This window comes from Planomonospora sp. ID82291 (assembly GCF_015711645.1).
Classification (GTDB): Bacteria; Actinomycetota; Actinomycetes; order Streptosporangiales; family Streptosporangiaceae; genus Planomonospora.
In genome coordinates, this window is the sequence record NZ_JABTEX010000001.1 from 170,986 (window position 1) to 194,949 (window position 23,964).

The following is a 23,964-nucleotide window of genomic DNA, read 5'->3' on the forward strand; positions in this document are numbered from 1 at the left end:
GGAGCCGCGGCGCTCCGGAACCCCGGTCCGCCCACCATGCGAAGAGCCACCCGCCACCCCGCACTCCGTGCCGGGTGGCTTTTTCTTCCACCCGGTACGGCTCCCGCCGCCCCGGCCCCGACCACGTGTAGCGATCACCGTTGCGCTGTGCGTAGTCTTCTCCCTGCGGGCACGTGTCTCCCTCAACCGTGTCGTCCCCTACGCGCTTTCCGTTCTTCTTTTCCTGTACCAACGGCGAGGAGCTGTCGTGACCGACACGACGTCAGAGATCCGCATGCGTGCCCTGGAGCTCGGAGTGGCCGAGCTCCGTGTGGAGGCCCACGAGCACCGGGCGACCACCGCGGCGATCTTCGAGGTCCTCAAGGACCTCCGCACGATCACAGGTGAGCTCAAGACCACCACGGACGAGCTCAAGACCACGACCGACGGCCTCAAGGTCACCGTGGACGGCCTCAAGGCCACCACGGACGAACTCAAGGTCACCACGGACGAGCTCAAGGTCACCACGGACGAGCTCAAGGTCACCACGGACGAACTCCGCAAGGGCCAGGACGAGCTCCGCGCCACCACCGACGAACTCCGCAAGGGCCAGGACGAGCTCCGCGCCACCACCGACGAGCTCCGCAAGGGCCAGGACGAGCTCCGCCAGGAGATGAGGGCCGGGTACGCCGAGCTCCGCGAGGAGATCGTCACGGTCAAGCGCTCCGTCGGCAACCTGGAGCTCTCGATGAAGCGCGTCGAGGGCGATGTGGCCGAGCTCAAGGCCGGTCACATGGAACTGCGGAACCTGTTCGCCGACATGGTCAGGTAGGCCGCCCGGCACCGTCCGCGAGCGGCCGTCAGGCCGCCGGGGCCCTGCGTCGCAGACGGCGGCCTGCCGTCGTCTGCGACGCAGGGCCCCGCGTTCCCCCGGCGAGGGCCGGCGGGCCCGGACCCGGTCAGGCCGACTCGCGGACGACCAGGTCGGTCGGGAGGACGATCGGGTCCGCGGGGCCGCCGGAGGCCAGACCGAGCAGGAGGCGGACCATCGCGGTGGCCTGCTCGACGACGGGCTGGCGGACCGTCGTCAGGGGCGGCTCGGTGTAGCGGGCCGCCTCGATGTCGTCGAAGCCCACCACCGCGACGTCGTCCGGCACCCGGCGGCCGGCCTGGCGCAGCGCCTGCAGCGCACCGATCGCCATCAGGTCGTTGGCGACGAAGACCGCGTCGAGCGCCGGGTCGTCCTCCAGGAGCTGGCGCATCGCCACCGCGCCGGACTCGCGGGTGAAGTCGCCGACCGCCACGATCGAGCGGCGGTCGGAGCCGCGCATGACGTTCCGATAGCCGGCCAGGCGGTCCTGACCACCGATCATGTCCTGGGGACCGGCGACCGTGGCGATCCGGCGGCGGCCGCTCTCGATCAGGTGGCGCACGGCCGTCTCCGCGCCGCCCACGTTGTCGTTGTCGACGTACGGCAGGTCCACGGGCACGGCGGGCCGGCCGTACGAGACGACGGGCACGCGCATGCGGGTGATCGCGGCGGGCAGCGGGTCGGCGCCGTGCATCGAGATGATCATCACGCCGTCCACGTGGCCGCCGGCGATGTACCGCTCCACCCGGGCGTGGCTGCGGGCCGATCCCGTCAGCATGAGGACGACCTGCTTGTCGGCCGCCTCCAGTTCCGCGCTGGCCGTGCGGATCACGGTGGAGAACATCGGGTCGTCGGAGAAGACCCGGGTGGGCGACTCGGAGACGACCAGGGCGATGGAGTCGGTGCGCTGGTTGACGAGGGTGCGCGCCGCCGCGTTGGGGACGTAGCCGAGCTCCTCGACGGCCCGCATCACCACGTCGCGGATGCCCGGGGCGACGGTGGGCTGGCCGTTGACCACGCGGGAGACCGTGGCCCGCGACACTCCCGCGCGGGCGGCGACCGCCTCCAGGGTGGGGCGCTTCATCTGGGCCTCCGGTTGGGCCTCCGGATCGGATCTTCGGTCGCCACGACGATAACCCATCGAGGAGCCGCCGGGACCGGGACGCCGGACCTGCATGCGGCCCCGGCGTCCCGGTCCCGGTTCATCCCTTGACGCCGCCCGCGAGCAGGCCGCGGACGAAGTAGCGCTGCATGGACAGGAAGACGGCGAGCGGGATGACGAGCGAGACGAAGGCCCCGGCCGTCAGCCGCTGCCACTCGTTGCCGCGGGTCCCGGCCATCTGCGCCAGCCGCACGGTCATCGGGGCGCTCTCGGAGGTGCCTCCCGCGAAGATCAGCGCCACCAGCAGGTCGTTCCAGACCCACAGGAACTGGAAGATGCCGAAGGTGGCCAGCGCCGGCGCGATCAGCGGGAGGACCACCCGCCGGAAGATCACACCGTGGCCGGCGCCGTCCACCCGCGCCGCCTCGATCAGCTCGCCCGGCAGCTCCGACATGAAGTTGTGCAGCAGGAAGACGCCGAACGGCAGGGCGAAGCAGGTGTGCGCGAACCACACCTGCGCGAAGCGCGCGGGTCCCTCCAGTTCCCAGGCCGGCATGAGCTGCAGGCCGAAGACCGAGACGCCCTCGGAGAAGAACGACAGCAGCGGGACCAGGGCCATCTGCAGCGGGACGACCTGCAGCGCGAAGACGCCGATGTAGATCCCGTTCCGCCCGCGGAACGGCACCCAGGCCAGTGCGTACGCCGCGAAGGCGGCGAAGGCCAGCGGGAAGAGCACCGACGGGATCGTGATGACGATCGAGTTGATCAGGAAGCCGGCCATCTTCCCGGAGGACGAGGAGGTGCCGAACAGCACCTCCCGGTAGTTCTCCAGGGTCAGCTGCGGGTCGGAGAAGAACGACCACCAGCCGGTGGTCTTGATCTGGTCCTCCGGTCGCAGCGACGACAGGAACAGACCGAAGGTGGGGGTGGTCCACAGCACCGCGATGACGATCGCCACGGCGCTGGCGGCCCTGCCGCTCAGCCGCTTCCCGACCCGTCGGGCGGCCTGCCGGGCACCGGGCCGTACCGCCGCGGCGGCGGGTGGGACGGATGTCATCGGACGGCCTCCCGGCGCTGGCGGATCTGGTAGACGACGATGGGGGTGACCAGGGCGAACAGGAAGACGGCCAGTGCCGCGCCCCTGCCCGTCTCGCCGTACCGGAACGCCTGGTTGTACATCTCGTTGGCGATGACGCTGGTGTCGAACTGGCCGCCGGTCATGGTCCGGACGATGTCGAAGAGCTTGAGCGTGCCGATCGACTGGGTGACCAGCACCACGAGCACGGCCGGACGGATGCTCGGCAGCGTCACCCGGAAGAACATCTGGACCGGTGAGGCGCCGTCGAGCCTGGCCGCCTCGACAATCTCGGCGGGGATGCCCTTGATGGCCGCGGAGAGCACCACGGTGGCGAACCCGGCCTGGATCCACACCATGACCACGATGAGGAAGAGGGTGTTGAGCGGCGGTTCCAGCAGCCACTGCCGGGGGGTGCCGCCGAGGGCCACCACGACCTGGTTGAGCAGGCCGATCTGCTCGCTCTCCTCCGGCCGGTAGGCGTAGACGAACTTCCAGATGATGCCGGCGCCGACGAAGGAGACGGCCATCGGGAGGAAGACGAGCGATTTGGCGGCGGACTCGAAGCGGCTCCCGTCGACCAGGACCGCGTAGAGCAGCCCGACCGCCGTCACCAGGAGGGGGACGAGGGCGACCCAGATGAGCGTGGTGCGGAGCACCGTGACCGCTTCGGGCCGGGTGAACATCCAGACGTAGTTGTCGAGCCCCACCCAGGAGGCGCCGTCGCCGCTCATGAACGACAGCAGGGTGGTGCGGACCGCGGGCACGATCAGGCCGATCGCGAGCAGCAGGAGCGCGGGGGCGAGCAGGACGGCGGCGTGCAGCCGCGCCCGCTGCCGCATGGGCGCGCGGTCGAGCAGGAGCAGCAGGAGCGCGACCACCGCGCAGAACGCGACCACGCCGTACAGCAGCTGCAGGAGCTTCGGCTGCTCCGCGGCGAAGTCGAAGTCCAGGTTCATCGAGGAGGCTCCCGGAGGGATCGGGCCGGTGCGGGGGCGTCCGGCTCCGGCGGGGTCGTCGGACCCCGGCGGGAGCCGGACGCCGCTGGAAGCCGGGGACTGCCGGGGACTAGGACGCGGGCCAGGAGGCCTCGATGAAGTCGAGGACCGTCGTGGTGTCCTTGCCGTTGATCCAGTCGGTCATGCCCTTCCAGAAGGTGCCCGCGCCGACAGCGGCCGGCATGAGGTCGGAGCCGTCGAACCGGAAGACCGTGTCCGGGTCGTGGAGCATCTCGATGGAGAGCCTGTCGATCGGGTTCTGCGCGTTGGCGATGTCGACGCCCTTGTTGGCCGAGACGTACGTGCCCAGCTTCATGCGGGCGTTGGCGTGGTCCCCGGTGGCCAGGTAGGCCTGGACGGCCTGGACCTCGGGCCGGTCGGTGAAGGCGCCGACGAACTCGCCCGCGCCGAGTACCGGCTTCTCGGCCGGGTCGTTGCCGGGCAGGTAGAAGGCGAAGACGTCGCCGTCCTCGGCCACCGTGGTGCCCTCGGGCCAGAAGTTGGCGTAGAAGGAGGCCTGGCGGTGCAGTGCGCACCTGCCCTCGGTGATGGGCACGCCGCCCTCCTGGAAGGCGGTGCCGGCGATGCTCTTGACCGGGCCGTAGCCGCCGTTGACGAACCTCTCGTTCTTCAGGATCGCGCCGACCTTGTCGACCGCGGCGACGACCTCGGGGGCGTTGAAGGGGATCTTGTGGGCGACCCAGTCGTCGTAGCCCTCGGGACCGAGCTCGCGCAGGAGGACGTCCTCGATCCAGTCGGTGGCCGGCCAGCCGGTGGCCTCGCCGGACTCGATGCCCGCGCACCACGGCTTGACCCCGGTGCCCGCGATCGTGTCGGTGAGGGTCATGAGCTCGTCCCAGGTCTTCGGGACCGCCCAGCCCTTCTCCTTGAACATGCCCGGCGAGTACCACACGAAGGACTTCACGCTGGCGCCCAGCGGGGCGGCGTAGAAGGTGCCGTCGACCGTGCCGTACTTCGCCCAGTCGGGCGACCAGTTCTGCTCGGCCAGCCTCTTCACCTCGGCCGGGGCCGGCTTGAGCCTGCCCGCCGCGACGAAGCGCTGCAGCAGGCCCGGCTGCGGGAAGAAGGCCAGGTCCGGCGGGTTGCCGCCGTCGGAGCGGACCTGGATCTGCGCCTCGAACTCGCCGGCGCCCTCATAGGTGATCTTCATCCCGGTGCACTTCTCGAACGGCATCCAGGTCTGCTGGAACAGGTCCGCCTCGGTGTCGCGGATCGAGGAGTAGACCGAGACCTTCTTGCCGTCGTGCTTTCCGAACTTCTCGAACGGGGCGCACGCGGCGGACGTGCCGCCGCCCGCCGCCGGGGCCGAGGGCTCGGACGAGCCGCAACCGGCGGCGACCAGCGCCAGGCCCGCCGTGCCCGCGACCAGGGCGGTGCGTGCAGGCCGAGAGAGGAGCGACATGGACCCTTCCTCCGTTACTTTGCCGGGCGTTACCTTGCCGGGCCGGCCCCGGCCGGCGGGACAGGCCGGGGCCGGCCCGCGACGGGCACGTGGAGTCACCGCGTCACCGGTGTCCGCCGTGGTGGCCGGATGGCTCGAACCGATCTGAGAGCGCTCTCTGACGAGCTGCCGGCCGATGGCGCGATGCCGACCACCGCGATACCGAAGTTATAAATTTAAGAAATATGGGTATTATCTTAGACATTTCGGTTACACTTTCGCTGCGAGAGCGCTCTCTTGCAGCGGGAGGGCACGGCCGTCCGGTCCCGCCCTCCGCCGTCCGCCCCCACCGGGCGTACGGCGCGCCGCAGGGAGGCGGCCCGGATGCGCCCGCCGACCCCACCCGCGGGGAAGACGGACCCACCGAGACCGGCTGACTCCGCGGACCGGCCTCTGCTGAAGGGTACGCACACCGGAAGAGTGCCCGTCACCTTCCAGGTCGTGGCCATGATCGACCACCCGCCGCGGCGGCCGTCCCCACCGCCGGGACGGACGGCGCGGACCGCGGCCGGTGCGGCGGCGGCCGCGCCGGGACGGCCACCGCGACGCCCCCCGGGGCGGAGGGAAGGGCGGTCCGCGACACCTCCCCGGCCATCGGGCCGCCGGCCCCGCGGGACGGGGCGCCGAGGCGGACATACAAGAGAGCGCTCTCCATGTTTGGACCGTGGTCCGACGCGAACGCCGCGTCGACGGCTCCTCACCCTCTCGCCCCTCACGGGGCGACTCGTCTTGACAGGCCCGACACCTACCCGTGATGCTGTCTGAGAGCGCTCTCTGCCGTTCGGGGCGAGGCGGGGTTGACGGCGAGGCGAAAGGGGCGGTGAGACATGACCCTGTCCATGGGGTCCATGGGGTCCATGGGGATGTCGGCGGAGGCCACGGCGGAGGCCGCAGCGGAGACCGGGAGGACCGGGGGGCTGACCTTCCCGCAGGGTTTCCTCTGGGGGACGGCGACCGCCTCCTACCAGATCGAGGGCGCCGCGAACGAGGACGGCCGCGGGCCGTCCATCTGGGACACCTTCTCCCGGACGCCCGGCAAGGTCGTCGGCGGCCACACCGGCGACATCGCGTGCGACCACTACCACCGCTACCGCGACGACGTGGCGATGATGGCCGACCTCGGGGTCCAGGCCTACCGCTTCTCGATCGCCTGGCCCCGGATCCAGCCGGACGGCTCCGGCCCGGTCAACCCCCGCGGCCTGGACTTCTACGAGCGGCTGGTCGACGAGCTGCACGGTCGCGGCATCACGCCCATCGTGACGCTCTACCACTGGGACCTGCCGCAGAGCCTGGAGGACCGGGGCGGCTGGACCGACCGGGAGACCTCCGAGCGCTTCGCCGAGTACGCCGCCGTCGTGCACGGCAGGCTCGGCGACCGGGTCGGCACCTGGACCACGCTCAACGAGCCGTGGTGCTCCGCCTTCCTCGGCTACGGCGCGGGCGTCCACGCCCCCGGCCGCACGGACCCGGCCGACGCCTACGCCGCCGTCCACCACCTGCTGCTGGGCCACGGGCTGGCGGCGGCCCGACTGCGCGCCGCCGGGGCCAGGCAGATCGGCATCACCCTCAACCTCGCGCCGATCGGCGGCGGCGACCCCGAGGCCGTCGCGCACGTCGACGGCCTGCAGAACCGGATCTTCCTCGACCCGGTGCTGCGCGGGGAGTACCCCGCCGACGTCGTGGAGCGCGCCCGCCGGTTCACCGACTGGTCCTTCGTCCGCGACGGCGACCTGGACGTCATCGGCGCACCGATCGACCTGCTGGGCGTCAACTACTACAGCCCCACCACCGTCGAGCTGCGCGCCGGCCAGGAGGCCAACCCGGTCCACCCGGGCAGCGAGGGCATCGCGTTCGTCCAGGGCGACGAGGAGAAGACGGCGATGGGCTGGTCGGTCAAGCCGTCCGCCCTGACCGAACTGCTGCTCCGGCTCACCCGCGACTACCCGGGCACACCGCTGATCATCACCGAGAACGGCGCCGCCTTCGACGACGTGCTCGACGGCGGCCGGGTCGCCGACGAGCGGCGGATCGCCTTCCTCGACGGCCACTTCCGCGCCGCGCACGCCGCGATCGAGGCCGGGGCCGACCTGCGCGGCTACCTGGTCTGGTCGCTGATGGACAACTTCGAGTGGGCCGAGGGCTACGCCAAGCGCTTCGGGCTGGTCCACGTCGACTACGCCTCGCAGCGCCGGGTGCCCAAGGACAGCGCGCTGTGGTACCGCGAGGTCATCCGGCGCAACGGGGTCCAGGCGTGAGCCGGTGACCGCCCGGCCGACGCTGGAGAAGGTGGCGGAGCGGGCGGGGGTCTCCCGCGCCACCGTCTCCCGCGTGGTCAACGGCTCGGCGCACGTCACCCCGGAGATCCGCGCGGCGGTGCTGCGCGCCGTGGAGGAGCTGGGCTACGTCCCCAACCTCGCGGCGCGCAGCCTGGCGACCCGGCGGGCCGACTCCGTCGCGCTGGTCTTCTCCGAGCCGCCCACCCGGGTCTTCTCCGACGACCCCATGTTCCCCAGCCTCATCCGCGGCGTCAGCCGGGAGACGGAGGCCGCGGACAAGCACCTGGTGCTCATGCTCGCCGGCTCGCCCCGCGGCCAGGAGCGGGTCGAGCGCTACGCCACGGCCGGGCACCTCGACGGCGTGATCGTCGCCTCGATGCACGGCGCCGATCCGCTGCCGGCCGTACTGGCCCGCCGGGGCGTGCCCGTGGTGTGCAGCGGGCGGTCCCTGACGGCCGGGGCGCGGGGCGCGCCGCCCTGTGTGGACGTGGAGAACGTCCGCGGCGCCGAGCGCGCCGTGGAGCACCTGGTGACGGCGGGCCGCCGCAGGATCGCCACGATCGCCGGACCGCAGGACATGGTCGCCGGGATCGACCGGCTCACCGGCTACCGCAACGTGCTGCGCGGCTCCGACCGGCGCTCCATCGTCGCGGTGGGCGACTTCACCCGGGAGTCGGGCATCGCGGCCATGCGCCAGCTGCTGCGGGACGATCCCGGGCTCGACGCGGTGTTCGCCGCCAGCGACATGATGGCGCTCGGCGCCCTGCAGGTGCTGCGGCAGGCCGGGCGGCGCGTGCCGCACGACGTGGCCGTGGTCGGCTTCGACGACGTGCCCGCCGCCTCCTACGCCGAGCCGCCGCTCACCACGGTCCGCCAGCCCCTCCACCGGATGGGCCGGGAGCTGGCCAGGCTCGTCCTCACGCTCGCCTCGGGCCAGGATCCGGGCGCCCCGGTGATCCTGCCCACGGAGCTGGTCGTCCGCGACTCCGCCTGACGGCCCCTCCGCAGCCCGGCCCGGCACCCGCCCGGCGGGCACCGCACGGGTTCCGTCCGACGGTCCGTACGGCGGGCACCGCACGGCGGTCCGCACGGCGGGCACGGGGCCGCGGGAAGGCCCCTCTCCGGCGGCCACCCGTGCCCTTCGCCCCCCGGCGGGCCCCGGACCCCGTAGAGTCGTCCGGCCGGTCGGGCATCGGCCGGCACGCACCAGATCAAGGAGAAACCACGTGGCACTGGAGAAGCCGGAGATCGACTTCCCCGAGGGCGAGGCGCCCAAGGAACTGCAGATCGTCGACGTCGTCGAGGGAGACGGACCGGAGGCCAAGCCGGGCCACCAGGTCAGCGTGCACTACGTCGGTGTCGCCTTCTCCACCGGCGAGGAGTTCGACGCCTCCTGGAACCGGGGGGAGACCTTCGAGTTCTCGCTCGGCGCGGGCCAGGTCATCGCGGGCTGGGACCAGGGCGTCGCGGGCATGAAGGTCGGCGGTCGCCGCCGTCTCACCATCCCGCCGCACCTGGGCTACGGCAACCGCGGTGCGGGCAGCCGCATCAAGCCCGGTGAGACCCTCATCTTCGTCGTGGACCTGCTCGGGGTCCGCTGAGGTGACCGGCGGGGCGCCCCCCGGGGGGGGGGGCCCCCCCCGCGGCTCCGGCCGGACCGCGGCACGCACTGTGGCACGAACCGCGGCACGGAGCAGGCTCCCCGCCCCGCCGGAATGTCACCGCGGCCTCGTAGGCTTGTCGGCGTGCTGTTGATCGATCTCGCGCGCACCTCCGCGGCCGTGGCCGCCGACTCCGCCCGGCTGGCGAAGATCCGCCATCTCGCGGAGCTGCTCGGCCGGGTCGGCCCGGACGAGGCGGAGATCGCCATCGCCTACCTCTCCGGCGAGCTGCCCCAGCGGCAGCTCGGCGTCGGCCTGGCGGGCCTGCGCGACCTCCCCGAACCCCGGCTCGCCGCCACCGCGACCCTGCTGCAGGTCGACGCCCTCCTCACCCGCGTCAAGGCGCGGACCGGTCCCGGTTCCCAGGCCGCGCGCAAGACGCTGCTGGCCGAGCTGTTCGCCGCGCTCACCGGTCCCGAGCAGACCTTCCTGTCCCGGCTCATCCGCGGCGAGCTCCGTCAGGGCGCGCTCGACGGAGTGATGATCGAGGCCGTCGCCACGGCCTCGGGGGCACCGGCCGCCGAGGTCCGGCGCGCGCTGACGCTGCGCGGCTGGCTGCCGGCCGTGGGCGCGGCGGCGCTGTCCGGCGGAGTCGAGGCGCTGCGCTCCTTCACGCTGGAGGTGGGCCGTCCGGTCGCGCCGATGCTCGCGCAGAGCGCCGCCTCGGTGACCGCGGCGCTGGAACGGGTGGGCGGGCGGGCCGCGATCGAGTGGAAGCTCGACGGCGTGCGGGTCCAGGCCCACCGGTCCGGCGAGGCCGTGTCCGTCTTCACCCGGGCCCTGGACGACATCACCGCCCAGGTTCCCGAGCTGGTCGAGGCGGTCGGCGCGCTGCCCGCCACCGACCTCGTCCTGGACGGCGAGGTCATCGCCCTGCGGCCGGACGGCCGGCCGGAGCCCTTCCAGGTCACCTCCGGCCGGGTGGCCAGCCGGGCCGACGTGGCCGGGGCCCGCCGGTCGACCCCGCTCAGCGTGTTCTTCTTCGACGCGCTGCGGGCAGGAGGGGCCGACCTCCTCGACCTTCCTGACGAGGCGCGCCACACGGAGCTCGTCCGGGCCGTGCCCGCGGAGCTGATCACGCCCCGGCTGGTCACCGACGACGCCGCCGAGGGCGAGGCGTTCTTCAAGGAGGCGCTCAGGCGGGGGCACGAGGGCGTGGTGGTGAAGTCACCGCAGAGTCCCTACGCCGCCGGCCGCCGCGGAGCGGGCTGGGTCAAGGTGAAGCCCCGCCACACACTGGACCTGGTCGTCCTGGCCGCCGAGTGGGGCAGCGGCCGCCGGGAGGGGCGGCTCTCCAACCTCCATCTGGGCGCCCGCGATCCGGTCGGCGGCGGTTTCGTCATGCTCGGCAAGACCTTCAAGGGCCTGACCGACGAGCTGCTCGCCTGGCAGACCGAGCGCTTCCTGGCGCTCGCCGCCGGACCGGTCGACGGCTGGACGGTCACCGTCCGGCCCGAGCTCGTCGTCGAGATCGCCTTCGACGGGGTCCAGCGCTCCAGCCGCTATCCCGGCGGCATGGCCCTGCGCTTCGCCCGGGTCATCCGCTACCGCCCCGACAAGACCCCGGAGCAGGCCGACACCGTGGACGCGGTCCGCGCGCTGATGCTCTGAGGCCCGTCCGCACGCCGGAGGAGCGTCGGCGTGCCGCTCACTTCACCGGGCGCAGCGTGAACGGGTAGCGGAAGTCCCTGTCGCCCAGCGCCGCCAGCCCGCCGACGACCGACAGCACCACTCCGCCGACCCAGATCAGCGGCACCAGCACGGCGCCCACGAACGTGATCGCCAGCACGATGGTGGCGCCGATCAGGGTCAGGTGGAAGTTCAGCGCCTCCACGGCGTGCCTGCGGATGTAGGGGGAGGTCCCGCCCGCCGCGAGCAGCATGACGAGCGGTCCCAGCACGAACAGGCCCGCCAGCGGGAGCAGGTGCGCCGCGGCCGCGCCCACCCGGTCGCCGCCCGTCTCCGCCTGCGGCCGCCCGTGGCACGTCCGGCCCGGTGCCGGGCGCATCTGCGGCGGGTAGGGCGCGGGCAGGGGCGGGCGGGAGCCGTACAGCTCCTGCATGATGGGGACGAGGTCGCCGTGGACCCGGGCGGTCATCGCCCGCTCCAGCCGGTCGTCGAACTCGATCTTGTCGAGCCGCCCCTCCGCGTAGGCGGCCTTGACGTGCTCGACCACCTGCTCCCGGTCCTGGTTGCTCACCCGGAGGCCGGCGTGACCGGTCCCGGGCCCCGCCGCCGGCACGCCCCCGTGCCGCGGATTCACCGGTGGTGTCGCTGTGCCCGCCATGGAACCGACCATCCCTTCGTCGCGCTTGTGACCTCCATGTTCGTCGGGAGCCGCCGTCCCGCGCATCGGGGTTCCCCCTGACGCCGCCCCTGGAGTTCCCCTGGCCCTCACCATGGAAGGGTCGGGGGAGGTATAACAAGGGGCATGAGATGGCGGGATCGCTATGGTTTGAGGCGTCTGCGCGGGCCGAAGATCGCGAAGTTCGATCGGGCGGCGAACGACGCCGACATCGAGGCGCTCATCGCCTTCGCGAAGTCGCGCCCCGGCGTGGAGTTCTACGTCGAACCCGAGACCTTCGCGACCGACACCACCGCCGTGGCCGTGGCCGACGACGGTGAGTGGACCCGGCGCCGGGTCGGCGCCCCCGCGGTGATCCGCAAGGTCGCCCGCGATCTCGCCCTGCCCGTCTACGACGTTCAGCTCACCGGTTATCCGCCCCGTATGCGGGCCTACAACGAGCGCCGCAAGCGCGAAGAGGGCTGAGGCCTCATCCCGCCAGGCCGACCGGGTCCGCCGACGGCTCCTCCAGCAGGACGACCATGGGCAGCAGCCAGGAGGTCCGGGGCGCGCCCATCTGCAGGTCCAGCTCCTCGGGGCTGGGCATCCTGTCCTTGAGGGCGTGCGGCGGGAGCAGGCAGCGCAGCGCGTCGGTGAGCAGGTTGGCCATGGAGTAACCGGGATCGGCCTCGTGCGCGCGGGCCAGGGCGACGCCCGCCAGGGCGGAGTCGCCGTCGCGCCAGGCCACCATGGCGAGCAGCGACGCCGCCGGCGGCACGAACCTCGGCTCCAGCCTGCGGGTGAGGTCCTGCCAGAGCCTGCGGTGGGCGTCGCGGGCGTCGTCGGTGATCAGCGCCCACGCCTCGTCCCGGATCCGGATCACGGCCAGGTCGAACCCGAGCCGCGCCGCCTGCTCGTCGTCGAGCCGCCCGCCCGCGGCGTAGACCCCGATCGCCGCGCGCACCCGGGCCGTCCCGTCGGCGACGAACTCCGCCGCGAACCCGTCGGGATCGGCGCAGCCGGCGATGCGCCGGCGCAGTTCCCGCGCGACGCGGCCGGTGACCCCGCGCATCGCCGCCCGGGCCGCTCCGGCGGCGGGCGCGAGCGAGCGTTCCAGGGTCTCGCGGTCGGGCAGCGCCACCAGCCCGTGCGCGACGGCCCGGACCGCGACCGCACCGGCCTCGCGGTCGTACGGCACGCCGGAGGGCGGGCAGCAGTCGGTGCGCGGGCAGACGTAGGACCAGTAGCGGCCCTCCTCCACCCGGAGCGCGTCGAGCAGCCTGATCCCGCCCTCCCGGAACAGGGCGACGGCCGCGTCCGCCGCGGGGGTCACCAGCGGGCCGGAACCGTATCCGGCGACGATGACCTGGGTGACCTCCTCCTTGCGGAGCAGCGGGAGGATCCGCCCGAGATCGTGATCGGCCAGCGGCAGGTCCCACCGGACGGTGAGGTGCACGCGGCCCTTGGGCGGAGAGCCGCGCAGGCCGATCACGACGAGGCTCTCGGCGGGGTGGAAGCCCAGCAGGTAGGGCACCGCGCCGAGGACGTCCTCGGTGGAGCCGAGCAGCAGGTCGGGCAGCCCGGCCGGGAGGTCCGGCGAGGCCGGGGTGTCGGTTGTCATGGCCGACAGCATCGCCGGATCCGGGCCGGTGCTCCCCGCCCGGATCCGGCCCTGTGGACGAGCCGGCGGCGGGTCAGCGCGCCTGTGGACGAGGTCCCGGCGGGAAGGGCCCGGCAGGGGGGTTTCCGGCGGGCGGCCCGCCGGGGGCCAGCCGGGTGCGGACCATGATGGCCGCACCCGCGACGGCGGCGGGCATGGCGACCACCGCGCCCAGCGGGACGAGGAAGAGCAGGAACAGCAGCACCCCGAAGCCGAGGGCGAGCGCCTTGTCGCCGCGGAGCAGCGCGAACCGGCTCCTGCGGACCAGGCCTCTGCGCTCCATGGCCAGGGCGGTGAGCTCGACCGTGAGGAAGAAGCCCGAGACCATGGCGCCCAGCACCGGGACCACGGTCTGCCCGATCACCGGCACGAAGCCCAGGAAGAACAGCGGGACCGTGAACAGCAGCACGTATCCGAGGGTGACCAGGCTGTCCTTGATCGACCGCGGGATCGACCTCCACAGCGGCACCTCGTGTCCGGTGGGCACCTCCCCGTAGGTCCGCTCGACCTGCTCCGAGAGCTTCTCGTAGAACGGCTCGCCGACGACCAGGGTCACCGCGGCGAAGGTCACCGCGGCCAGCACGAGCCCCGCCCCGAAGACCACCACGCCGACCAGGATCCGGAAGGTGTCCCGGAGTCCCGCGCTCCAGCCGTCGGCGAACGGCGTCAACCACTCGGCCAGGTCACCGGCGCCCGTTCCCAGGAAGTAGAGCCCCACGGCGTAGAGCACGAACACGATCAGCGCCGGGACCAGGCCGAACAGCCACCACCCCGGGTTGCGCGCGACCCAGCGCAGTCCCTGGAGGAAGAATCCCATACCGCCGGTGAAGGACCGGATTACACCCATGCCGCGAAGATTATCGGGATCCGCCGCCCGGCGGAGGATCAGGAGCGCCGCCACAGGTCGGGGACGGAGACCCCCAGGGCGGAGAGGAGGCGGCGCAGCAGCGGCAGGGAGATGCCCAGCACGTTGCCGTGGTCGCCGTCGATGCCCTCGACGAACCAGCCGCCCGGACCGTCCAGGGTGAAGGCGCCCGCGACGCGCAGGGGTTCGCCGGTGGCCACGTAGGCGTCGATCTCGGCGTCGCTGGGGGTGCCGAAGCGGACCGTCGTGGCGCCGACCTCGGCGGCCTCCCGGCCGGCGGCGGTGTCGATCACGCAGTGCCCGGTGAGCAGGCGACCGCTCCGGCCGCGCATGTGCCGCCAGCGGGCCGCGGCGTCCTCGGGCGAGGACGGCTTGCCGTACGCCCTGCCCTCCAGCTCCAGCACCGAGTCGCAGCCGATCACCAGGGGGCCGGCCAGGTCCCGCGCCACCGCCGCGGCCTTCGTCCTGGCCAGGGTGAGGCAGAGCCCGGCGGGGGTGTCCGCGGTGACGGCGTCCTCGTCCACGCCGCTGACGATCACCTTGGGATCGAGCCCGGCGCTGCGGAGCAGGGCGAGGCGGGCGGGCGAGGCCGAGGCGAGCACGAGCGGGGTCACGGCGCCACCCTATCGGCGCCCGGTCACCTGCCGCTCCCCCGGTCGGCAGGACGACGGACCGGCACGTGGCCGGACGGGTCGTGGGCCGCGCGCGGGCCGATCGGGGCGCGGGCCGAGCGGGGCGGTCCCTTACAGGTGCCTGATGGAGGAGACCGCGGTGGTGATGTCGCGCCAGCGCTTGCGCTGGGCGTCGGGGATCGTCACGAAGACCAGGGCGGGCTTGGCCCGGTCGGTCTCGGTCAGGGCCACCGCGGCCATGGAGGAGCGGCTCTTGCCCTTCACCTTGTACGTCACCCGGTAGGCGAGCAGCCAGCCGTCCTTGATCGGCTGGGAGGCGCTCCAGCGGATCCTGCTCCCCTTCGGGTGGTGGTTGAGCGTCCAGCGTGCGGCCAGGATCGCGGTGTCCTTCACGGCCGCCTGCGCCTCGATCGGCACCGGGCAGCTGACCAGCATCGCCCGGTGCCCCGCGCCCTTCACCGGCGGCAGCACCTGCTTGGTCGAGAACGGCGAGGCGCCGTAGGTCTTCCACGGCTTGCCCAGCCGGACCAGCGACACGCCGGACCGCTCGTCCTCGACGCGGCGCTTGGACGACGGCAGCGCCTTGCCGGGGAACCGGGCGAGCTTCCTGTCGCGCGGCCGCTCGGGCACGCGGGGGTCGGCCAGGGCGGCGGTCACGGCGCTGCCGTCCGGCGTCGGGCGGGGGGAGGCGGTCGCCGCCAGGGGCGAGGGGGTCGCCGCCGAGGAGGGCGGCGGCGAAGCGGGGCCGGGCGAGGGCGCCGCGGCGGATGGCGCGGCGACCCGCCCCGGCGCCTCCTCACCCGGCCGGTCGGCGGAGTCGGAGGAGGTGAATCCGACCAGGGCGGCGACCGCGGCCACCACCACCGCGGCCACCCCCGCCAGGACGCGGTAGATCACGCGCATCGGCAGGTCGCCGATGCGGGAGCGCTTCACCGGTGATGCCGGGCGGACGGGCGGCGTCCCATCGACGATCTTGGGCAGCTCGGACGTCTCCGCCTCGGCAGCCACGTATGTGGGGGTCACACCCGTCTCCCGGGCCCCCGGAGTACCACCCAACCCATCGAGCACGATCGGGAGCGTACGACAAATCCTCTTTTCTCGTCCGCGATACCCATCACACTTCGGGAACGAGTAGGTTCCGCTTGCCTTCCGATTCCGGCGCGGGAGCCGCCTCCGCCCCGCCCTCCTCCCGTCCCGGCCGTCCGGGGGCCGCGCCCCGTCCGGTCGGGCGGGAGCCTCCGGAGCGCAGCCACGGGGCGTCCGCGACCACGGTGCACGAGCCGGGCTCGATCTCGGTGAAGCCCGCGTCCCGGACCACCGGAAGACCCCCGCCGGACAGGACCGCCCAGTCCGCCGGGTCGGCCGTCCGCACGGCGAGCGCGAACCCCCGCTCCCGCCACTCCCGCCGCGCCTCCTCGCCGGCCCCCCACCAGGCGAACTGGGCGGCGTGCCCGGCCTGGGCCATGGCCTTGCCCGCCGACATCCCGAGCCTCGGATTGATCCAGAGCACCGCCTCCTCCCCCGGCGGTCCGGGTTCGGCGGAGTCGGCCAGTTCGGTGCCGGAGACCTGGAGCCGCGCCAGCTCCCGGGGCCAGGCGTCCAGCGGGACCGGCGGGTGGACCCGGACCTCGGCGGTGCCGTGCGCGACGGTCAGGCCCGGCAGTCCGAGCACGCGCCGCCACTCGGCTCCGCGGGCCCGCCGTACGACCTTCCTGATCCTGCCGCGCTCCCAGCTCCGCACCGCCTCGGCCCATTCGCCGCCCTCGGCCGCCCGGACGTCGCCGAGCAGGGCGAGGACGGCCAGCGCGGCGGCCTCCAGCGCGTCGGTCCGCTCGGGCGGGGCGGCTCTCTCGATCCGCACCACCAGGGGAAGGACCCTCTGCTCCACCGCGTCGCGTTCGCTCACGCCTCCAAGGATGCCCTCCCGGAAGCACCGCATCGCGTCCGCTCCCGCCGCGGACCTCCCCCGGGGACCTCCCCCGGGGATCGGCCTCCGGGGACCGGCGCGGGACCGGGTGGCGGGGCCCCGCTCCTCCCGGTGCGGACATCGCCGGGGCACGGCTCCGCATCCGCGGCGTCCGCTCCGGGCCGGGCTCTTTTCGGGCGGGAAGAACGAGGAGACCCTTCCCCCTGGCCGACCACTCCCTGTGGTAAAAAATCCCGCCTAACGGGTCTTTGGCCGAAAAATATACTATTCTCCGACGCCTCTCCCGTCCAGGGTGGCCACCGGCTACTACCCTCCGTCATCCCATATACTGGGATTATTCGGGCAAAGGCTACGTTCCTCCTGAAAGTCACTTATTTCAGGGTTTTGTGCCCCACGCCCGGCTTTGTTACAGGTTGGGGCGGTAGCGGTCTCAGGTCTGCAACACACCCCGAGTCCCACTTGTCCGAGTGCGAGTCCTGGTGGTCAGCTGTTGGTCAATCATGCTGGCGGCTGTTCTCACATCGAATCCCTAAGGAGTGCTGCCGTGTTCCATACGCGGACATCTGGCAAGTTTCTAGCTGCAGTGGCGGGAGGTGCACTCCTGCTGAGCGCCTGCGCGGGCGAGAACTCGGCGACCGCGCCCACTGCCTCGGGTTCGGGCGCGGCCTCGGCTCCCGCGGCGGCGCAGACCATCACCTACGCCTTCGACCAGGAGTTCAGCTCCTACAACGGCAACACCGGCGCGGAGAACGCCTCCCGCAACAACGGGCCCCTGCAGCGTGTGCTGTCCGGTTTCTGGTACTACGGCGGCGACGGCGCGGTCACCCCGGACACGAACTTCGGCACCTACGAGAAGATCTCCGACGACCCCCTGAAGGTCAAGTACACGATCAACGCCGCCGCCGTCTGGTCGGACGGCACGCCGATCGACTGCGACGACCTGATGCTGTCCTGGGCCGCGAACTCGGGCAAGGTCAAGGGCTTCTCCACCGCCGGCACCACCGGCTGGGAGCTGACCGACACGCCCAACTGCGAGAAGGGCGGCAAGGAGATCACGCACACCTACTCCGAGCCGTTCGCCGACTGGCACGGCGCCCTGTACTCCGTGGGCCAGATCATGCCCGCCCACGTCGTGGAGAAGAAGGGCAACGTCTCGGAGGACGACTTCATCGCCGCGGTCAAGGCCGCCGACGACAAGAAGATCGCCGAGGCGATCAAGTTCTACAACGAGGGCTGGGTCATGAAGGGCGGGCTCCTCAGCGAGGACCTGATCCCCTCCTCCGGCCCGTACAAGCTCGCCAAGTGGGACGTCGGCCAGTCGCTCACCTTCGCCGCCAACGACAAGTACTGGGGCCCCAAGCCGAAGACCCCGACGGTCGTCGAGCGCTTCATCGCCCTGGACCAGCAGGCGCAGGCGCTGCAGAACGGCGAGGTGAACATCGTCTACCCGCAGCCGGGCCCGGACGTCCTCAACCAGCTCAACGCGCTTGAGGGCGTGACGGTCAAGACGGGCGACCAGTTCTTCTACGACCACCTCGACTTCAACCTCGACTCCAGCCCCTTCAAGGACCGCACCCTGCGCGAGGCCTTCGCCAAGTGCGTGCCCCGGCAGCTGATCGTGGACAACCTGATCAAGCCGGTGAACCCGAACGCGAAGATCCTGCAGGCCCGCATCACCGCCAGCACCCAGGCCAGCTACCCCGAGATCGTGGCCGGCCTCGGGGGCGAGGAGAAGAAGTACGACCAGGTCGACATCGAGGGCGCCAAGGCGCTGCTGGAGAAGGCGGGCAAGACCGGCCTCGAGGTCAAGATCGGCTACCAGAGCCCGAACCCCCGCCGCACCTCCGTCGTCCAGCTGATCGCCGACTCCTGCAACAAGGCCGGCTTCAAGATCAAGGACAACGGCGCCGAGGACTTCTTCGGCAACGGCCTGACCAACAACACCTACGACGTCGCCCTCTTCGGCTGGATCGGCTCCGACCTGGTCAGCAACAGCACCTCGGCCTACGTCACGCCCAAGAAGTGCGACAGCGAGAACAAGGGCAACAACAACGGCTGCTACTCCAACAAGAAGGTGGACGAGCTGCTGAAGAAGGTCAACGCCACGACCGACAAGGCCGCCCAGACCCCGCTGCTGGCCGAGGCCGAGAAGATCATGTGGCAGGACCTGGCCACCATCCCGCTCTACGAGAACCCGAACCTGACCGCGTGGTCCGAGGGCGTCACCGGTGTCGTCCCGAACCCGACCCAGGCCGGCATCGCCTGGAACATGGACCAGTGGGCGATGAGCTAGCCGCTCTCCCCCCGCCCCGCCGGCCGGCGCCGTCCGGCCGGCGGGACGCCGTCCCACGCAGGGCCGGAACCGGGAGGCCACGAGCCGTCTCGGTCCCGGCCCTGAGCCACGCAGTCTCCTCTTTCACGAACGGGAGGTGACGAAGTGATCGTCTTCATCATGCGGAGACTGGTCATCTCGTTCTTCGTCCTCCTGGCGGCCACCTTCATCATCTACGGCCTCACCGCGCTCGCCGGCGACCCGCTAGAGGACCTCCGTCAGGACAACAGCCCCAACAAGGCGCAGAAGATCGCGGAGCGGAGCGAGCGCATGCAGCTCGACCTCCCGATCCCCCTGCGCTACCTGAACTGGCTCGGCAACCTCGGCCGCGGCTACCTCGGTGTGAACCGCGACGGCCAGGACGTCGCCACGATGCTGGCCGACGCGCTCTCCGCGACGCTCCAGCTCGTCCTCGCCGCGACCGTGCTGGCGATCACCGTCGGCATCGTGATCGGCATCACTTCCGCGCTCCGGCAGTACAGCGGTTTCGACTACACCGTCACCTTCGCAGCCTTCGTCTGCTTCTCGCTACCGCTTTTCTGGGTCGCCGTCATGCTCAAGCAGTACATGGCGATCGAGTTCAACAACTGGCTGAAGGACCCGGTCATCCCGCCCACCGTCATCGGCGTGCTGGCCCTCCTGGGCGGCCTGGTCTTCGGCGCGCTCGCCGTGGGAGAGCGCAGGCGGCGGCTGGCCGCCTTCGGCATCGGCCTCCTGGTCAGCGGGACGCTGTTCACGGTCCTGTCGGCGACCCGCTGGTTCGCCGCCCCCGGCCTCGGTCTGCCGCTGATCCTCGCCTTCGGCCTGGCCGCCGCCGTCGGCTTCACCGCGCTGGCCGCCGGCCTGCAGTACCGGGGCCCGCTGTACGCGGCCCTCGGCGCGGCGGTGATCGGAGCCCTGTCCTCGCAGGTGCTGAAGCCGCTGCTGGTCGATCCGACCTGGCTGGAGATCGGCGGTCTGCTGCTGCTGACCGTCGCGGTCTGCGCCGGTCTGGGCCACGCCCTCGGCGGGCTGCAGCGCCGCCAGGCGATCACCGCCACCGTGCTGACCGGCGTGTTCACCGGCGGGATGGTCTTCCTGGACCGCATGCTCCAGGCCTTCCCCGCCTACAGCGCCTCGGTCCGGGGCCGCCCGATCTCCACCATCGGCGCGCGCACCCCCAACTACGTCGGCGACTTCTGGCAGACGAACCTCGACTCGGCCGGCCACCTGCTGCTGCCGAGCCTGGCGCTCATCCTGATCTCGCTGGCGACCTACACCCGCTACAGCCGGGCGAGCATGCTGGAGGTCATGAACCAGGACTACGTCCGCACCGCCCGCGCCAAGGGGCTGCCCGAGCGCACCGTCGTGGTCAAGCACGCCTTCCGCAACGGGCTCATCCCGATCACCACGCTGATGGCCTTCGACTTCGCGGGAGTGATCGGCGGCGCCGTGGTCACCGAGACCGTGTTCGGCTGGCGCGGCATGGGCTTCCTGTTCACCAAGGGGCTCAACGAGGTCGACCCCGGACCCGTGATGGCGTTCTTCCTCGTCACCGGGACCGCGATCGTCGTCTGCAACATGATCGCGGACATCCTCTACGCCTACCTCGACCCGCGCATCCGGCTGTCGTGAAAGCATCGGAGAACCACCCATGACACTCAGCGCGCAGGCACCCGGGCCGGACACCGGAGCGGCCCAGGGGATGACCATCGTCGCCCGTACCCAGGCGCAGATGGTCCGCCGCCGCTTCTTCCGGCACCGCGCCGCCCTGGCCGGGATGATCATCTTCGGCTTCGTGCTGCTCCTGTCGTTCAGCTCCATCGGCTTTCTGGGCATCCCCGGCTGGTGGGACAAGAGCTACCTGGCCACCGGAGCGCTGGTGAACCAGGGCAAGCCGACGCTCAGCGTGGTCCCCGAGTTCCTCGGCGGCTCGGGCATCGGCCTCGGCGAGCACCCGTTCGGCCAGGACGACATCGGCGTCGACTACTTCGCCAAGACCATGCGCGGAGCCCAGCAGTCGATCATCGTCGCCTTCCTGGTCGCCATCGTCGCCACCTCGGTCGGCACGCTCATCGGCGCCGTGGCCGGCTACTACCGGGGCAAGACCGAGTCCGTCCTCATGCGCTTCACCGACGTGATGATCACCATCCCCGTCCTGGTGATCGCGGCCGTCATCGGCCGCCGCTTCGGCGACAGCGGCGTCGTGCTCCTGGGCACCTTCATCGGCCTGGTCATCTGGCCGAGCATGGCCCGGCTGCTCCGCGGCGAGTTCCTCTCGCTGCGCGAGAAGGAGTTCGTGGAGGCGGCCCGCGCGCTCGGCACCCCCGCCCGCCGGATCATCTTCCGGCACATCCTGCCGAACACCGTCGGCGTGATCATCGTCGCCGCGACGCTGTCGGTCGCGAACGCGGTGCTGCTGGAGTCCGCCCTGTCCTTCCTCGGCCTGGGCGTCCAGGCTCCGGACACCTCGCTCGGGCAGTTGATCAACGAGTACCGCACCGCGATGGTGACCCGTCCCTGGCTGTTCTGGTGGCCGGGTATCTTCATCATCGCCATCGCGCTCTCCATCAACTTCATCGGCGACGGCCTGCGCGACGCCTTCGACCCCCGACAGACCCGGGTGCGTGCCTAATGACGACTCCTCCGAACGTGCCGCTCGAACCCCACGCGGTCGACCCGCACGCCTTCGACAACCCCGTCACCGGGGCCTCCCAGCTGCTCGACTCGGCCGAGGAGGTGCACGTCGGCCTGACCCTGGACGCCGTGCGCCCGCCCTCGGAGGAGGAGATCCTCACGGTCGAGAACCTCACCGTGGAGTTCCCCACCGAGGACGGCCTCGTGCACGCGGTCCGCGGCGTCTCCTACACCCTGCGCGAGCGCGAGGTGCTGGGCATCGTCGGCGAGTCCGGCTCCGGCAAGTCCGTCTCCTCCCTGGCCGTCATGGGCCTGCTGCCCAAGAGCGCCCGGGTCAAGGGGCGGATCCTCTTCCGCGGCGACGACATGCTGAAGATGTCCGCCCGCAGGCAGCGCGGCCTGCGCGGCCGGAAGATCGCCATGGTCTTCCAGGACCCGATGACGGCGCTGAACCCGGTGCACACCATCGGCGACCAGCTGGCCGAGGCGGTGCTCGCCCACGAGCTCATGCCGCGCAAGACCGCCCTGGCCCGGGCCAAGGAGATGCTCGACCTGGTCGGCATCCCGCAGGCCGAGGCGCGGCTGCGCAGCTACCCGCACGAGTTCTCCGGCGGCATGCGGCAGCGCGCGATGATCGCCATGGCGGTCATCAACAACCCGGACGTGATCATCGCCGACGAGCCGACCACGGCCCTCGACGTGACCGTCCAGGCGCAGATCCTGGAGAAGCTCCTGGAGGTCAAGGACGCGGTCAACGCCGCCATCGTGCTGATCACGCACGACCTGGGCGTCATCGCGGGCATGGCCCACCGGGTCCTGGTCATGTACGCCGGGCGGCCCGTCGAGCTCGGCGACACCGACTCGGTCTTCGAAGAGCCCCGCATGCCGTACACCGCGGGCCTGCTCGGTTCGATCCCCTCGCTGGACAAGGGCAGCGGCTCGGCCCGGCTCCGCCCGATCAAGGGCACCCCGCCGTCGCTGATCAACCTGCCGACCGGCTGCCCCTTCTCCCCGCGCTGCCCGCTCGCCACGGACGTCTGCCGGACCGAGGAGCCGCCGCTGGCCGAGACCGACGGCGGCGGGCACTACGCGGCCTGCCACCACTGGGACAGGCTGGCCGCGGCCGAGGACCCGACCGAGTTCTTCCGCACCGAGAGCGAGACCGTGGCATGAGCGTGAAGACCCACGAGACGCCCGCGCCCCAGCGCGAGCCGGACGCCGGCGACCACCTGCTCGAGGTCAGGGACCTGGTGATGAACTTCCCGGTCCGCGGCGGCGGTTTCCTGCGCCGGGTGGTGGCCCAGGTCCAGGCCGTCAGCGGGGTCTCCCTGCACGTGGACGAGGGCGAGACCCTCGGCGTGGTGGGCGAGTCCGGCTGCGGCAAGTCCACGACGGGCCGCGCGATCCTCCAGCTGCACACGCCCACCTCCGGCTCGGTCCGCTTCCAGGGCCGGGAGTTGGTCGGCCTGTCGGCCAAGCAGCTGCAGCCGGTGCGTCGGGACATGCAGATCGTCTTCCAGGACCCCTACGCCTCGCTCAACCCGAAGCTGCCGGTCAACGACATCGTCGCCGAGCCGCTGAAGGTCCACGGGCGCTGGAAGGACGGCGGCCCGGAGCAGGTGGCGGAGCTGCTGCGCCTGGTCGGGCTCAGCCCCGAGCACGGCAACCGCTACCCGCACGAGTTCTCCGGCGGCCAGCGCCAGCGCGTCGGCATCGCCCGCGCCCTGGCGCTGGAGCCGAAGCTGCTGGTGCTGGACGAGCCGGTCTCGGCGCTGGACGTGTCGGTCCAGGCGGGCGTGGTGAACCTGCTGGAGGACCTGCAGGAGCGGCTCGGCCTGGCCTACATCTTCATCGCGCACGACCTGTCGGTGGTCCGCCACATCTCCGACCGGGTCGCGGTGATGTACCTGGGCAAGGTCATCGAGACCGGCCCCCGCGACGACCTCTACGACCGCCCCGCGCACCCCTACACCCAGGCGCTGCTCTCGGCCGCCCCCATGGCCAACCCGAAGGAGGAGCGCGCCCGCGAGCGCGTCATCCTCACCGGCGACGTGCCCAGCCCCCTCAACCCGCCCAGCGGCTGCCGGTTCCGCACGCGCTGCTGGAAGGCCCAGGAGATCTGCTCGGTCGAGGAGCCCGCCCTCGTCGACCGGGGCAACGGCCACCCGGTGGCCTGCCACTTCGCGGAGGTCACCGCCCGCTGACCGCGCCGTCGCGGAGGCCC

21 protein-coding genes are annotated in these 23,964 nt (G+C 72.0%); 11 read left to right on the forward strand and 10 right to left on the reverse strand.

Features of this window, described 5'->3' with window-relative positions:
- Positions 1 to 247: 247 nt before the first annotated feature.
- On the forward strand, positions 248 to 811 hold the full coding sequence (locus HS045_RS00755) for a hypothetical protein (RefSeq protein ID WP_196449251.1): 564 nt from the start codon (positions 248 to 250) through the stop codon (positions 809 to 811).
- A gap of 127 nt (positions 812 to 938) precedes the next feature.
- Here HS045_RS00755 and HS045_RS00760 read toward each other — a convergent pair whose 3' ends face one another.
- From HS045_RS00760 to HS045_RS00775, 4 genes are all read right to left on the reverse strand, one after another.
- The gene (locus tag HS045_RS00760; RefSeq protein ID WP_196449252.1) at positions 939 to 1,934 is read right to left on the reverse strand and encodes a LacI family DNA-binding transcriptional regulator; all 996 of its coding nucleotides are present in this window, start codon (positions 1,932 to 1,934) and stop codon (positions 939 to 941) included.
- 118 nt (positions 1,935 to 2,052) lie between these two features.
- Positions 2,053 to 3,009 (reverse strand): carbohydrate ABC transporter permease, encoded by a 957-nt coding sequence (locus tag HS045_RS00765; RefSeq protein ID WP_196449253.1) that lies wholly within the window; start codon positions 3,007 to 3,009, stop codon positions 2,053 to 2,055.
- A complete protein-coding gene (locus HS045_RS00770) occupies positions 3,006 to 3,980 on the reverse strand; it encodes a carbohydrate ABC transporter permease (RefSeq protein WP_196450978.1) in 975 nt (324 codons plus the stop codon). The genes HS045_RS00765 and HS045_RS00770 overlap by 4 nt, the downstream gene beginning before the upstream one ends.
- Before the next feature lie 115 nt (positions 3,981 to 4,095).
- Entirely contained in the window at positions 4,096 to 5,448 is a 1,353-nt protein-coding gene (locus tag HS045_RS00775; RefSeq protein WP_196449254.1) for an ABC transporter substrate-binding protein, read from the reverse strand.
- 902 nt (positions 5,449 to 6,350) lie between these two features.
- Between HS045_RS00775 and HS045_RS00780 the strand changes: the two genes are divergently transcribed.
- The 4 genes from HS045_RS00780 to HS045_RS00795 all read left to right on the forward strand — a co-directional run bounded on the left by HS045_RS00780 (position 6,351) and on the right by HS045_RS00795 (position 11,035).
- On the forward strand, positions 6,351 to 7,742 hold the full coding sequence (locus HS045_RS00780) for a GH1 family beta-glucosidase (protein ID WP_196450979.1): 1,392 nt from the start codon (positions 6,351 to 6,353) through the stop codon (positions 7,740 to 7,742).
- A 4-nt stretch (positions 7,743 to 7,746) separates the two neighbouring features.
- Positions 7,747 to 8,757, forward strand: coding sequence for a LacI family DNA-binding transcriptional regulator (locus HS045_RS00785; protein WP_196449255.1), 1,011 nt, complete (start codon positions 7,747 to 7,749; stop codon positions 8,755 to 8,757).
- A 232-nt stretch (positions 8,758 to 8,989) separates the two neighbouring features.
- On the forward strand, positions 8,990 to 9,364 hold the full coding sequence (locus tag HS045_RS00790; protein ID WP_196449256.1) for an FKBP-type peptidyl-prolyl cis-trans isomerase: 375 nt from the start codon (positions 8,990 to 8,992) through the stop codon (positions 9,362 to 9,364).
- A 144-nt stretch (positions 9,365 to 9,508) separates the two neighbouring features.
- The gene (locus tag HS045_RS00795; protein WP_196449257.1) at positions 9,509 to 11,035 is read left to right on the forward strand and encodes an ATP-dependent DNA ligase; all 1,527 of its coding nucleotides are present in this window, start codon (positions 9,509 to 9,511) and stop codon (positions 11,033 to 11,035) included.
- 37 nt (positions 11,036 to 11,072) lie between these two features.
- On the opposite strand, the gene HS045_RS00800 is transcribed toward HS045_RS00795, so the two are convergent.
- Positions 11,073 to 11,624: a DUF1707 and DUF4870 domain-containing protein gene (locus HS045_RS00800; RefSeq protein WP_307827335.1), complete on the reverse strand. Its 552-nt coding sequence runs from the start codon at positions 11,622 to 11,624 to the stop codon at positions 11,073 to 11,075.
- Positions 11,625 to 11,855: 231 nt separating this feature from the next.
- Here HS045_RS00800 and HS045_RS00805 point away from each other — a divergent pair, with 231 nt between their 5' ends.
- A complete protein-coding gene (locus HS045_RS00805; RefSeq protein WP_196449258.1) occupies positions 11,856 to 12,194 on the forward strand; it encodes a hypothetical protein in 339 nt (112 codons plus the stop codon).
- 4 nt (positions 12,195 to 12,198) lie between these two features.
- On the opposite strand, the gene HS045_RS00810 is transcribed toward HS045_RS00805, so the two are convergent.
- From HS045_RS00810 to HS045_RS00830, 5 genes are all read right to left on the reverse strand, one after another.
- Positions 12,199 to 13,329 (reverse strand): DUF4192 domain-containing protein, encoded by a 1,131-nt coding sequence (locus HS045_RS00810; protein WP_196449259.1) that lies wholly within the window; start codon positions 13,327 to 13,329, stop codon positions 12,199 to 12,201.
- 73 nt (positions 13,330 to 13,402) lie between these two features.
- Positions 13,403 to 14,215 (reverse strand): EI24 domain-containing protein, encoded by an 813-nt coding sequence (locus HS045_RS00815; RefSeq protein WP_196449260.1) that lies wholly within the window; start codon positions 14,213 to 14,215, stop codon positions 13,403 to 13,405.
- 38 nt (positions 14,216 to 14,253) lie between these two features.
- Positions 14,254 to 14,847 carry a nucleoside triphosphate pyrophosphatase gene (locus tag HS045_RS00820; RefSeq protein ID WP_196449261.1) on the reverse strand — a complete coding sequence of 198 codons (594 nt, stop codon included), beginning with the start codon at positions 14,845 to 14,847 and terminating at the stop codon, positions 14,254 to 14,256.
- 129 nt (positions 14,848 to 14,976) lie between these two features.
- Positions 14,977 to 15,888, reverse strand: coding sequence for a hypothetical protein (locus tag HS045_RS00825; protein WP_196449262.1), 912 nt, complete (start codon positions 15,886 to 15,888; stop codon positions 14,977 to 14,979).
- A 91-nt stretch (positions 15,889 to 15,979) separates the two neighbouring features.
- Positions 15,980 to 16,771: a peptidyl-tRNA hydrolase gene (locus HS045_RS00830; RefSeq protein ID WP_307827336.1), complete on the reverse strand. Its 792-nt coding sequence runs from the start codon at positions 16,769 to 16,771 to the stop codon at positions 15,980 to 15,982.
- A 604-nt stretch (positions 16,772 to 17,375) separates the two neighbouring features.
- On the opposite strand from HS045_RS00830, the gene HS045_RS00835 reads away from it, so the two are divergent.
- The 5 genes from HS045_RS00835 to HS045_RS35725 all read left to right on the forward strand — a co-directional run bounded on the left by HS045_RS00835 (position 17,376) and on the right by HS045_RS35725 (position 23,944).
- Entirely contained in the window at positions 17,376 to 19,085 is a 1,710-nt protein-coding gene (locus HS045_RS00835; protein ID WP_307827337.1) for an ABC transporter family substrate-binding protein, read from the forward strand.
- 144 nt (positions 19,086 to 19,229) lie between these two features.
- Positions 19,230 to 20,738: an ABC transporter permease gene (locus HS045_RS00840; protein ID WP_196449265.1), complete on the forward strand. Its 1,509-nt coding sequence runs from the start codon at positions 19,230 to 19,232 to the stop codon at positions 20,736 to 20,738.
- A 19-nt stretch (positions 20,739 to 20,757) separates the two neighbouring features.
- On the forward strand, positions 20,758 to 21,738 hold the full coding sequence (locus tag HS045_RS00845) for an ABC transporter permease (protein WP_196449266.1): 981 nt from the start codon (positions 20,758 to 20,760) through the stop codon (positions 21,736 to 21,738).
- Positions 21,738 to 22,913 (forward strand): ABC transporter ATP-binding protein, encoded by a 1,176-nt coding sequence (locus HS045_RS35720; protein ID WP_196449267.1) that lies wholly within the window; start codon positions 21,738 to 21,740, stop codon positions 22,911 to 22,913. Before HS045_RS00845 ends, HS045_RS35720 begins: the two co-directional genes overlap by 1 nt.
- Positions 22,910 to 23,944 (forward strand): ABC transporter ATP-binding protein, encoded by a 1,035-nt coding sequence (locus tag HS045_RS35725; protein ID WP_196449268.1) that lies wholly within the window; start codon positions 22,910 to 22,912, stop codon positions 23,942 to 23,944. The genes HS045_RS35720 and HS045_RS35725 overlap by 4 nt, the downstream gene beginning before the upstream one ends.
- The last annotated feature ends 20 nt before the right edge of the window (positions 23,945 to 23,964 follow it).

What these genes read in the sequence shown, in the direction of transcription:
- HS045_RS00760 (WP_196449252.1), bottom strand. Translation starts at nt 1,934, where the DNA reads ATGAAGCGCCCCACCCTGGAGGCGGTCGCCGCCCGCGCGGGAGTGTCG.
- HS045_RS00765 (WP_196449253.1), bottom strand. Translation starts at nt 3,009, where the DNA reads ATGACATCCGTCCCACCCGCCGCCGCGGCGGTACGGCCCGGTGCCCGG.
- HS045_RS00775 (WP_196449254.1), bottom strand. Translation starts at nt 5,448, where the DNA reads ATGTCGCTCCTCTCTCGGCCTGCACGCACCGCCCTGGTCGCGGGCACG.
- HS045_RS00780 (WP_196450979.1), top strand. Translation starts at nt 6,351, where the DNA reads ATGTCGGCGGAGGCCACGGCGGAGGCCGCAGCGGAGACCGGGAGGACC.
- HS045_RS00805 (WP_196449258.1), top strand. Translation starts at nt 11,856, where the DNA reads ATGAGATGGCGGGATCGCTATGGTTTGAGGCGTCTGCGCGGGCCGAAG.
- HS045_RS00810 (WP_196449259.1), bottom strand. Translation starts at nt 13,329, where the DNA reads ATGACAACCGACACCCCGGCCTCGCCGGACCTCCCGGCCGGGCTGCCC.
- HS045_RS00815 (WP_196449260.1), bottom strand. Translation starts at nt 14,215, where the DNA reads ATGGGTGTAATCCGGTCCTTCACCGGCGGTATGGGATTCTTCCTCCAG.
- HS045_RS00845 (WP_196449266.1), top strand. Translation starts at nt 20,758, where the DNA reads ATGACACTCAGCGCGCAGGCACCCGGGCCGGACACCGGAGCGGCCCAG.
- HS045_RS35720 (WP_196449267.1), top strand. Translation starts at nt 21,738, where the DNA reads ATGACGACTCCTCCGAACGTGCCGCTCGAACCCCACGCGGTCGACCCG.
- HS045_RS35725 (WP_196449268.1), top strand. Translation starts at nt 22,910, where the DNA reads ATGAGCGTGAAGACCCACGAGACGCCCGCGCCCCAGCGCGAGCCGGAC.